Below are 13392 nucleotides of genomic sequence, written 5' to 3'. Positions count from 1 at the left end.
GTTAATAAAAAGGGGCATATGCTCATGTGTATTAGTATAAAAAAAGTAGTATTAACGATAATGGCATTATTGGTTACGATTATGCCTTTTCGTGTAGCTGCAACTGACTTTCTAAATCCCGCAGCAACAGCATCATATTCTGATGGCATCAAAGGCGAGATTAAATACAATCACTGGCACATGATCAGTGGTAGCCATATCGTCTCTATTAGTTCAAATGTTCAATTTGATAATGATGAGGCACTTCAAGTAACACATCATCTCTTAATATCCAGTCACATTCTCAATTGCCATCAATATACCTTAATCCCTCATTTCAATGTTATTGCTGTCAGTAGCAGTAATAACACAGCTTGTCAGGTGTAAATTCGTCCTAAGTTTAATAACGAATTATAACTGAGAAAATTAGGATTAATTGGTTATCAGATTTAACACAGAGATTATTAAAATAATGCCTATTTTGCTTCCTATAATGCTAAATAGTTGTTTTTTAATATTAACCAGTTAGTTGAGTAGTATGCTTTTTTACTGAAATATGAGTAAAAAATTAAATTAAAAGCATTGAATGGACGCATAAATATTACAAGGGGACTGATAATGCCTAAATCAAATCGCTTTGTATCTAAAATAAAAAATAGCTCTGCATATTTTCCCCTTTTGTGTGTGTTGACGCTAGTTAATGGACTGCTTTTATCTGCCAATGCAAACGCTAATATTAGTTATGATTATGGTGATGCACCCGATACAAATAGTAGCGATTACAGTACCTTGTTAAGTAATAATGGTCCTCGTCATGAGCTGTTATTAAGCCTTTATCTCGGTGAAACAGCGCCAGATGAAGATGACGGTTCATTACAAAACGCTACAGCAACCGCTGACGATCAAACCAATACTAATGATGAGGATAACTTAGCTAACATTGGTTTGTATGATACCAGTACCGCGTTAACTTTCTCTCAATTAGTTCACAACACCACACTTAATAATGCCTATCTTTATGCTTGGGTCGATTGGAATAATAATGGTCAATTTGAGCGTAATGAGTTTGTAGATGGCGGGACAGAAACAGGTGATGCGTTGCTCGTCGCGAATGGTGATATCAGCGTAAGTCTGCTTTGGTCGACACTACCATCGTTATCGTCCGGTAATAGCTTCTTTATGCGTTTACGTATTAGTGATCAATTATTAACAGATAGTGCGGCATCTGCAACCGATGAAGACCCTCGTTCTTTAGGGCTTGCAGGATTTGGTGAAGTTGAAGATCATCAAATTAATGTTACTCCTAATTTTACCCAAGCCAATATCCTCACATGTTCTTCCTCAGCCCAAGCTCTTACTGGTGCCGATATCACTACACTCGCAAATTATACCGCACTAGGTGGTGTGAGTATTGTCGGTGATGAATTGCATTCTATGCCAGCCAGTGGTAGCCATCCTGCAAAGCGATTTGAATTAGAAGTTTTATCACCAGGAAAACAATTTACTTACCCTGTGGGTATTGAAGCCGAGTTTAGATTGAAAAATTTAAATTCTGGAGATGGTGATTTGCTATTTTGGCTTACTGATCATACTAACATGAATGGTGTTTTTATAACGGATGTTGATAACAGCTATACAGCATGGGTTGGTAAAGATGCCAATTGGAATGGCGCTAATAGTGAAATAAGTGGTTTTGTTAATAGCACTGTGAATCAATTTGGTTCGGTTGCGGGATCATTAAGTACAACAGTATTTAAACGTTATCGTCTTAGTATGTATGTTCAATCAGATCAGTCAACAACAATTCAACTGACTGTTATGAATGATGATGGTTCTCTTATTGCTCAATCTCCAGTGCATATAGGTGCACGTACTCTTGACCCATCTCAAGGGATTTGGCTAGCGCATACCTCACATAATAATGATCCAAGCTCCCAACGTTATATTTTTGGTGGTATGAGTATGGTGATCAGTGATGCTTCTGGGTGTGATTATGGCGATGCACCTGATGCCGTGACTGGTACTAGCGAGGGTGATTATGAAACCTTATCAATTAATGGCGGTCCTTCGCATATTATTGATGATGTTATTTATTTAGGTAATCAAGCACCTGACAGTGATACTGATGGATTTAACAACGGTGTAGACATCCAATTTAACGCTTCTGATGATGATATTAAAGGTGCTACACCTGATGATGAGGATGGTATTGTTGTTCCCATCGTGGTAAATAATGCTGATTTTTCATTAACGGTTATTTGTAATGATTTTAGTGCAGGCAGTGGTGATCTTGGCGCAACGGTTCATGGCTGGATTGATGCTAATCGTAATGGTGAGTTTGAAGAAAATGAATATGCGAGCCAGAGTTGTAATGATAATTCTTCTCTTCAATCGGGGAGTGCGGTTTTAACATGGGTTGATCAGAGTATTGAGTCTGGTGAGTCTTATTTACGTTTACGGATCACCGATGATAATTTAGTTGATAGCAGCATTGGTGATCATCGAGATGATCGCGCTTATGGCTCTGCAGTGTATGGCGAAGTTGAAGATTATGCGGTCACTATGGCAATTAGCGCCGATTATGGTGATGCACCTGAAGGTATAGATTTAAACAATGGTTACTCTGCTGCCTCTTATCCTGTATTTGGTGCCGCCAATGGTGCTAGGCATACAGTGGTGACGGGGGTGTGTTTAGGGACATCTATTGCGGCTAATTGTGGTAATCATATCGCTCAAGATACAGAAGCAGTGCCCAGCATTGGTGCTGATAGTGATGTGTTTGATGACGGTGTCCAATTTAATGTCAATGATGCGATAATTAGTGCGAGTAATCAGGCAATTATTCAAACAAATTATTATGTTAATGGCGCAGACGTTACTGTTGATAATGAATTGATTATTACGGCTTCCGCATCTGGTTTTATCAGTATTTGGCTCGATCTTAATCAAGATGGTGATTGGTCTGACACGGTCAATGGTAGCAGTGAATTAGTTAAATCAGTCGCTGTTGTGCAAGGTGATAACACCATAACATTGAGTATACCAAGCTCTAGTGTTCACGGTGAAAGTTACATGCGAGTGCGTTATGCTTCTGATGCGACAGAAATAACCACAGCCACAGGACTTGCCAGTGATGGTGAGGTTGAAGATTATTTAGTTAACATTGCAGCTCCTTCACTTTCTATTACAGGGTGTAATGTAGGAGTGATTCAAAATGGCGGTTTTGATATACCTGACGGTACTCCAAGCCCAGGCCTTACTAATGAATATTTTCTTGAAGAAGACGTACCAGGATGGTCTATTGGGCCGCAAGCGGCTGATTCATTTACCAACTATGACTGGAACCTGACGGGCAACCTCGTTCAATCGCGCACTAACTATGGTCCAGGTAATGCCACAACCCCTGCCGGCGGCTATATGGCTGAACTTAATACGTATATTCCGCAAATGTATTATCAAGATATCGTTACTACGCCAGGGCAAATATTAGCTTGGGACTTTTATTGGTCGCCAAGAAAAGTGGCAGGTGGTGGCGGTAATCAGCAAGCTGAAATGCAAATCGGCGCCCCAGATAATTTACAACAACTACAATTAACCGATGAAAAAAGCACGACGGATGTTGGTTTTATTCAATATTTAGGATTGTATACCGTACCCGCAAATCAATATATCACTCGTATTGCTTGGCTGCCCGTACAATGGGTTTCAGATGGGCAAGGTAATTTAATTGATGGTATCAACGTTGGCTGTGTTACGGAGTATGATTATGGTGATGCGCCTGATGATAATGATAGTGGAACTGCTGGCGTTAATGATTATACGACACTCGCTTCAACCAATGGTCCTTATCATCTTCTTCCGGCGAATGGCGCTAGTGTTTATCTTGGAAGTATTGCGCCAGATTCAGATGATGGAACATTGCAGAGCTTACAAGCCGATGCCGATGATACAACGGATGTTATGCCAAATATTGACGACGAAGATGCAATTACTGACATCGTCAATGTCAGTAATCAGTCGACAAGTTTCTCCCATACACTTGTCTGTAATGGTAATGGCGCGCCAGTTTATGCATGGATAGACTTTAACCGTAATGGCATTTTTGAAGTCAGTAATGATGAATTTACAGCGGGATCTTGTGCTGATTTTACCCCAGCCACTGATGGTCAGGTTCAACTTAACTGGGGTAATTTAGACAGCGCGACATTTGATGTCGGTTTTACGGTAATGCGGTTGCGCATTGTGCCTGATGCACAGTTTAGTAATACCGATCTCAGTTTAACTTCTGAAGATGAAAGAAGCATCGCCATTGCTAATGATGGTGAAATAGAAGATCACATGATTATGATTAGCCGTAGTGGTGATTATGGCGATGCACCACTAAGTTATGAAGTAACAGGCCAAGAAGCGGCGATTCATACCACAGGTATTTATTATTTAGGTGATCGTGTTGACGAAGAATCCACACGCTGGGCATTAGCTGATGAAGATGATGCGGCTACAGGTGGGGGAAGTAATAATAATGGCAACGGAGATGATGAAGATGGGGTTCAATTTGCCCTTTATCGCGGCATTGTCGGAAATAATAGTTTAGCGTGGAATCGATCATCTATTGCGATTGAAGCGAGTCAAAATGGTTATGCATCGATATGGATTGATTGGGATAATGATGGTCAATTTATTGAAGCTAATGATCTCGTTATTGCGGATTGGTCTGTAACCACTGGCAGTAACGTCCACGCATTTACGATGCCTGCCAGTGTAACTTCAGATAGGACAGTATGGGCGCGGATACGATACTGTCAAAATGCAAATGAATGTAACACTATCAGTGGCTATGCTGCGACTGGAGAAGTAGAAGATCATCAAGCTACGATAGCTCCAGTGCAATGTTTAGCACTGGGTGATCAATTTAAAATGCCAGCAAGTTCAAACTCGAGTGTAAATACCACCACTAATGAAGTGATAATTACTGCAGATCAAATGAGCCAACGCGGTGCATTTTGGACTAAAAATCGCTTTGATATGTCGGCTGAATTTCGATTGCGTTTTGGTGTTTATCTGGGAACTCGTGACGGTAATGGTGCTGATGGCGTTGCATTTGTGATGCATAACGATCCATCAGGCACAGAAACACAAGGTTTATTAGGCGGCGGACTTGGTGCTCAAGGTATCAGTAATTCGATTGGGGTTGAATTTGATACGTGGACAAATGGTCAATATAGCGATAGTAACAGTAATGATCATACAACGATGATGCTGCCATCAACGTCAAATTTAGGCTTGATTCCAGGGACGAGTTATCACAGTTTATCTAATATTGAAGACGGTAAATATTATGAAGTCATCTTTGATTGGGATCCAATTACGCAAACGTTTGATTATTATTTTGATGGTCAGTTATATGAATCGTTAACAGCGGATTTAGTCAATAGTTATTTTGGCGGCTCAAACTTAATTTACTATGGTATGACAGGATCAACGGGGGCTTATACCAACACCCAAAAAATATGTATTATTGAGCAAGATATTTCTTTCTTTTCTAATGACTTAGGTGATGCACCTGATGATGGAACAAATAACACTTTTCATACTTTATTAGAGAGTAATGGTCCGGTCCATGAAATAGGGGCTGTGAGCGGTATTTTCTTAGGTGATATTGAGCCAGATATGGATCCCGGCACCTACCAAAGTGTCGATGCGGATCAAGATGATATTAATGATAATTCGGCGTTGCGATTATTGAGCGATGAAGATGCGGTTAATAATTTAGTGTTTGATTCGTCTAAATCGACGTTTACTTTAAATGTGCCTTGTAATGATTTTGTGGCGGGTAATGATTTAGCTGCAACGGTTCATGGTTGGATTGATTTTAATGGCAACCAGCAGTTTGAGCGTTCTGAATATGCTTATCGAGAGTGTACCGATGTTGATGAATCTTCAACAGGTGCCGCAATTTTACGTTGGATAGATGTTACTCAGGTGCAAGAAGGCACGAGTTATTTACGCTTACGGATTAGTAATCAATCTTTACCACAAGATCTTGGCCCAACCTCATGGGATGAAGCCTCAACGGGTACTGTTGTTGGTGGTGAAATTGAGGATCATAAAATCACTTTTAGCCAAGCATCAGATTTTGGTGATGCACCGAATAGTTATCATACGTTAAGTGCTAATAATGGCGCTGAACATGGGTTGGGTAGCTATCGCTATAGCCTCTACTTAGGCTCAACTGCTGCTGATGCTGATAGTGATGGTTTTTCAGATGGTGTCGAAGATAATCCAAATACTGCTACTGATGATGATAATGTAGATACTTCTGGTATTAGTGCTGGCAATGATGAAGATGCTGTGACAGGTATGCCAGGTTTCTTTATAGATAGTACGGATTATCAAGTTGATGTGGTGTGTAATGATCATGATGGTAATGTAGACTTAGGAGCGACGGTTTATGCGTGGGTCGACTTTAATCACAATGGCAGTTTTGACGCGAGTAATAATGAGTTTGCTCAAGCGCAATGTAATGATGCTGATGCAACAACTAACGGCTCTGCGACGTTATCGTTTTCTGGTTTTACTGCCGCTTCTGCACCTGCAACCACTTTTGCACGTTTACGTATAACAACTCAAACATTGACAGCGACAGATTCAGCAGGCTTTGCTATTGATGGTGAAGTTGAAGATTATGCGGTAATTGTTGGTTTTAAAGTCAGTGGTAAGGTGTTTGCAGATAGTAACAATGCTGTTACCGATGGCATGAGTTACTACAATGGGAATCTTGATGCTGGCGAGTTAGGCATTAGTAATGTTGTAGTTACTTTATACGATATTACCACCAATACTTGTCAATCAACGACCACAAATACAAATGGTGACTATGCGCTAGCCGCATTAACCAATCATCAATATAAACTCTATGAAACCGCTAATGAGGCCACACCAGCACCGTTGGTTTGTCCGCCAGAAGTCGGTGCTGTCAATAGTGATGGTTTATTGGTAAACAATACTATTACTGATCCTGATGGTTATACATCAAGCTCAAGCAATATTATTGATTTAGGTACGATAACCAGTGACGACTCGGGGAATAATTTTGCGGATATAAGTGCGCCAGGGTTTGCATCGTGTGATGCTGATGGTTATTTATCACTACGAACACCAGCAGATTTATTTGCGGTTGACTTATTTACTGGTGATACCGAAGAGCTTGCCGCTAATATTACAAGTGCTTATAAAAATGGCAGTCTGCAAGTTGGTTATATGATGCAATATAACCATATTATTGGTGATATCACGCAAACAGATGCCAAGTTAATTGGTTTAGTTGATGGCAATTATAATGTCCATTTATTACCTATAACTCTGACGGGAAGCAATATCAATATTGCATTTAATAATGCCACTATTTCTGATGACGGCATTCTTTATATGGCCAGTGGTAACACGGGCTATATTTTAAAAGTGGATGTGAACCCTGCTAGTGAAACCTATTTGCAAGAAGTTGGCCGACCAAGTATTTCTTCATTTGGGACCGCTGATTTTGCGATCAACCCACTTGATGGTAAGTTATACGGATTACGGAGTAATGGTACGATTGCTATTTTTGATCCAGCAACAAATACTCGTGATAATAGTAAAAACGTCAATAAGGTCATCTCTGCTGGTGTGACGAGAAATTATAATAATAATCATTTTACTTCTGGTTATGGTGCTATTTATTTTGATCAAGCCGGTAATATGTATGCTGTTAATAACGGCAAATACACTCAAGGTAATATATCTGCACCCGTTCTTCAAATTCCAATTGGCAATGGTGCTGCAGCAAATTACACCGCAACGATAGTGTCAAACTTAGGATTTACGATGTCGAGTAATGATGGTGCCCGTTGTCGTTATGCGCCATTAGGCCTTGATTTTGGTGATGCGCCTGATAGTTATCAAACACTTAATAGTTCAAGTGGACCTTATCATGTTACTCGCAATAACAATTTATGGATTGGTGATAATAAACCTGATAATGATGTTGATGGTGCGCCACAAATAGATGCTTATGGTGATGATAGTGTGGGTACTACGCCTGATGATGAAGATGGTTTTGATAACCAAGTTCGTGTGTTTGTAAATAATGGCAGCGGTAGTTTAACGGTTCCTATCACGAATAATTCAGGAAAAGCTGCCACTCTATATGCTTGGGTTGACTTTAATCAACTTAATGGATTTGAGCTATCAGAGCGAGCCAGTATTGCTGTTAGTGCAACGACAACACAAGCAAATGTGACTTTAAATTGGAATGGGCTTGTGGGAGTTGTTACTGGAGACACTTATTTACGATTGCGATTATGTACTGATGATGCAACGGCGCAATGTGATGTTATTTCAGGGCCAGCAAGTAATGGTGAAGTAGAAGATCACTTAGCGAAAGTGATTGAAGGTGTTTTCCCAAGTACAACATGTGACGGTATCTATCAATCCAGTGGTAGCAGCGCAACCAGTTTTGATTTTGCTGGATTAAATATAGCCAGTGAGCCTTACAGTTTATCGAATATTATCAGTAATCAAACAGGGTTTGATAATCTCAATGGTATTGCTTTTGATCGTGTCGGAGGGGTGTTCTATGGTAGTTTCATTGATAATAGCAATACGCTCCATATCGCGATGTTTGATAAATCAGGCAATATTGTGGATGTCGGTGCTCCGCTTGCGAGTAATAGTTTCGATATAGTAAATGTATCTACAGGTGCGATGACTGCAGTTCTTGCCGGTGCTCCTATTACTGCTTTTCCTTCATTAGTTGGTCAATTAGGTACGATAAATCATAGTGGGGAGTATTTATATTTAGGGCATATTAACAGTGCTCAAATATTAATCGTCAATTTAAACACCTTTACTGTTGATGCAGTTAATTTATTACTACCAGATATTGGCATGACAACGGGGGGTGGCTTCTCGTTACCTTTTGACTCTGATTGGGTATTTAGTGCTGAGACTGGGAATATTTATGCGACAGAACTCGCCGCAAGAACGCTTTATATTATTAATCCAACCAGTGGCGCAATAGCAACAACGGCGATTGATTTTAATACCACGGTACCAGCAGCGACAAGTTACGGTATGGTGATGGGGGAAGATAGCTTTGTATATTTAATGATCGATGGCAATTATGACAGTGATTTAAATGGCAGTCTTGATGGTGTGGGCTCTGCATTATATCAACTCAATATATTGTCTAAAAAAGCATTATATTTAGGCTCTATCTCTGGCTCGAATTTGGCTTATTCTGATGCCGCTGGTTGTATTGAAACAGCAAAAGATTATGGCGATGCTGATACTAGCTATGGCGCTGTAAGTCATCAATTTTCGGATAATAATAGTAATGGCATTAATGATTATTCTTTAGGGAGTTTATGGGATAGTGAATTTTATGCTCATTCCAGTACGAATGCCCGTGATGACAACTTATATACATTAGCAGACGAAGATGGGGTAATTATCCCAGCTCAGTTACAGGCAGGTACAAACACTATAACACTCTCGGCGACTCAGCCCGGTGTGGTCAATATTTGGTTAGATTATCAACACGGAGGCAGTTTTGATAGCAGTGAACAATTACTAACGAATTATGCTGTTACGGCGGGAGATAACTCGATAGTGTTGACATTAGATACGACTGCAATGGGATCATATAACGGTGCGACCATATTACGAGTGCGTTATTGCGCCGCTGTGGGGAAATGTGATCAGTATAATGATGTCGTACAGGGAAGTAGTGCGAGTAATGGTGAAGTTGAAGATTATCAAGTATGGACAACAGCAGTCTCTTTAGTTACCAACAGCTGTAACAATTTTACCTTATCAAGTGGCGCGAATGGTAATTATGGACTTGAAAGCTTGCAACCAGATACTGCACCACTATTAACCACGTCATTACAGCAACCGGTTACGATTACAAGCTTGACCAATTTTGATCACTTCAATGGTCTTGGTATGCATCCTGAAAGCTATTTAATTTATGGCGTTGTTACCGATAGCAATTCAGTTAATAGCGATGCGCATTTAGTCGTCACTGATCAAAGTGGTAGTGAAGTGGTTAATTTAGGACGTATTGTTTCGGCCGTTAATCAAACACTACAACTAATTCCGTCAAGCTCGATTGTATTTAATAAGAATCAACCACTTGCAAATGTTGTTAATGGCGTCACTATTCATAGTGCTACCCGTGGTGCGATTGATCCTACGGGTAACTACCTTTATTTACATCATCAGCAATGGCAAAATTTAATAAAAATACATCTAAAAGATCAAACCTTTACGATTGTTTCTCTGCAAAGTGCCTTAACCCCAATGGGGGGCGATATGGCTTTTGATAGAGATGGCTATCTCTATAATGCCGATCTTTTAAATGGACAGTTATATCAATTGAATCCAACCCTAGGCACCATCAATAGCGTTACCCTCAATTGGAACGGTGCTAGTGCGCCTATTGCTGGTGGTGCTATTGGTGCTTTGATGATGGATGACACTATTTTTGCTTATGCTATTACCAAAAATGGCTCGCATGATATCGATCGTGATGGTTCACCTGAGCATACGGGGTCCGCAATGTATCGAATAAATACGGTCACTGGTGATATTGTTGCTATTGCCGCAATGGGCAATGCTTACAATGAGACTTTAGATGGTGCTGGTTGTTTTTTGAGTGCTGATTATGGTGACTCAACGGCAGACATTGACGGTAATGTTACACATCAATTTTATGATAATGATACAGATGGTGTCGCAGACTATCGTTTAGGGTTGTTGTTTGATCCTGAGCTAACGCAGTTCAATAGTGCTGATGCACGCGGTGATGATATTCATGATATTGATGATGAAGATGGTGTCAATATGCCAGCCAGTATTGTGGTAAATAGCATTGTTAACGTAGATGTCGCAGTGACCAATCAAGCATCAGGCTCGCTGAAACTTAATGTATGGGTTGATATGAACGGTAATGGTAGTTATCGAGATACCGGAGAGCAAATCGTTAATGAGCTCGATGTTATTGATGGTATTAACTCAGTACAATTACTCCTTCCAGCTGCCTATACTCAGGGCTATAACGGTAATACCACCATACGTTTTCGATTATGTGAACAAGCAAATCAATGTAACGCATCAGATGATGTACAACTAGGTATGTTGGCACCTAATGGTGAGGTGGAAGATTACCCTTTTGAATTGATCAATCAGATTGTTATTAAAGGCTTTATTTTTGAAGATAATGCAGCAGGAAGTGCCACAGCACATGATGGTGTGAAATCAGGGCTAGAAGCAGGATTAGGCCGGTTTATTGTACAAGCCCTTTATCAAGGTGTTGTGATAGTGGGTTATAACCCAGGTGATATTTTATCAACCGTACGAAGTCGTGGTGATGGTAGCTATGAAATATTACTGCCAGTAGAAGTCGCCACTCAGCCTGTAATCATTAAGGTTGTTGGTCAAGCTAGCTGGATAGATATCAGTGAAAGTGATCTCTCCTCAATACCACAAGCGAGCAGTAGTAGCGTTACCGATAACCAAGTTACAGTAATAGCGAATGCTGGAGATAACGTTGAATATCTTAATTTTGGTAAAGTGAAACCGCCAACACTAGAGGCCGATAATTTTACTGAAGTTGAGCCTAATAATTCGGTATTACTGCGCCATCAACTACATACCTTTACCTCAGGTAGTATTAACCTCATTATCGATGATGTCGTTATCACTCCTATAAATAACAATTGGTCGATAACCTTATACCGTGACCAAAATTGTAATGGTGCTATTGATACAATAGATAATGTTATTACAGCGCCTATAACTGTTATTGGTAATACAGATCTATGTTTATTAAGCAAAATATACATTCCAAGTGATGCCGTATTAAATGCTTCAGTAAGGTATGCTGTAAAAGCCACCATGGTATTTGAAGATGTGTCTGGATCTGGGCATGGTATTTCACGAATTGTCACTGATACCGATACAGTCAAAGTGACTTTTGTTGGTGCGGGTGAATTAAAGTTGACAAAAACAGTGAATAATCTCACTCAAGGTAGTGGTGTTACAACTCAAAATACCGCTAAACCGTATGATGTCTTACGCTATGACATCCACTTTGAAAATGTTGGAACAGGATCAATTTCTGATGTCACTATTTATGATGATACGCCAGCATATACAGTATTAGATCAACCGCTTGATTGTAATAATTATACTTATCCTGCTGGGCTTAACTGCAATATTATAACGCTTCATGGTAATAATATTAGTGGTTATAAAGGCCAAATAAAGGTTGAGTTCATGGGTGAATTACAGCCATCTGAAGACGGTTCTATTTATTATCAAGTAACTATTGAATAGAACGATGTCTATTGGGATGAGGGTATCGTTTGTAAAGCAGTTGCTTATTTTATTTAAGTTTCAGCATATAATCTTGAAATATGTCATGCAAAATAGAATTATAAATTGCAATATGAAATTATATTTTCAAATATCTAATCAACTAATCGTTATCTTTTTTAAATTTCTATAATAGATATATCCAGTAACTTATATAACATAAGGAAATAGTTTATCTTCTAATGAAGATAACAGGGTTTTTCTCACCATTGTGACATTTAAATAATAAATTAAGCTATTTTTAAATTGTCGTATTTAAACTGGAAAACAATTCAATTATTAACTTTAAGAATATGTATTTTTTTTGAAGTTGTTCTTATTTGTAATTTATTAAAATGTTTACAATCTTTTTTATAGATTTGCAAAAAAGAAAGGAAATTGTTTTTATTTTGCATTGTGCAACTGCTGTTTTTTTTAACCTAATGATTCTTTATGTTTTAAATAAATTATATGGTTGGCATACTTCTGGCATTACTTATATTTCACGGATCATAATGGATGAGGTGTAATATGAAAAACTTATTATTAATGGTAGTAACCTGTTTGATAATGTCTTTTTCTGTTTATGCGGAAGATAAAGATTTACTTACAAGTAAAATGGATGCTTATGTGGTTGAAATTAATAAGAAAGGTAAAGAGGAGTTAGTAAAAGCTGAGAAGGTTTATCCGAAAGACAAAATTGAATATAAATTAACGTATACAAATAATTCTGAAAAGCCTTTAAATGGCCTAGTTATTACAGGACCAATTCCTGAAAACACTTTTTATGTTGCCGATACAAGTAATACAAAAATTAAATCAAATTTTGTCGTTAGTATTGATGGAGGAAAAACATTCGAATCAGAGCCAGTGAAACGCGAAATTATGAAAGATGGAAAAAAAGTAGAAATTATTATTCCACCTGAAAAATATACCGCTGTTCGTTGGATGCCACTTGTCCCAATTAATGCTAAGGAAAAACAAGTTTTTGCTTATCGTATAGAAGTTAAATAACGA

3 protein-coding genes are annotated in these 13392 nt (G+C 38.9%); all 3 read left to right on the top strand.

Annotation, left to right across the window (positions count from 1 at the left end):
* Positions 1-24 precede the first annotated feature (24 nt).
* The 3 genes from G6R09_RS01905 (at position 25) to G6R09_RS01895 (ending at position 13389) form a co-directional block, all read left to right on the top strand.
* Positions 25-366 carry a hypothetical protein gene (locus tag G6R09_RS01905; protein ID WP_163920237.1) on the top strand — a complete coding sequence of 114 codons (342 nt, stop codon included), beginning with the start codon at positions 25-27 and terminating at the stop codon, positions 364-366.
* Positions 367-597: 231 nt separating this feature from the next.
* Positions 598-12357 carry an L-type lectin domain-containing protein gene (locus G6R09_RS01900; protein ID WP_163920235.1) on the top strand — a complete coding sequence of 3920 codons (11760 nt, stop codon included), beginning with the start codon at positions 598-600 and terminating at the stop codon, positions 12355-12357.
* A 549-nt stretch (positions 12358-12906) separates the two neighbouring features.
* Positions 12907-13389: a DUF11 domain-containing protein gene (locus tag G6R09_RS01895; protein ID WP_065167138.1), complete on the top strand. Its 483-nt coding sequence runs from the start codon at positions 12907-12909 to the stop codon at positions 13387-13389.
* Positions 13390-13392 lie beyond the last annotated feature (3 nt).

It is taken from the genome of Photobacterium sp. Alg240-V54 (assembly GCF_900537155.1).
GTDB lineage: Bacteria > Pseudomonadota > Gammaproteobacteria > Enterobacterales > Vibrionaceae > Photobacterium.
The sequence above is the reverse complement of the archived record's forward strand: the minus strand, read 5'-3'. Positions and strand labels throughout refer to the sequence as shown.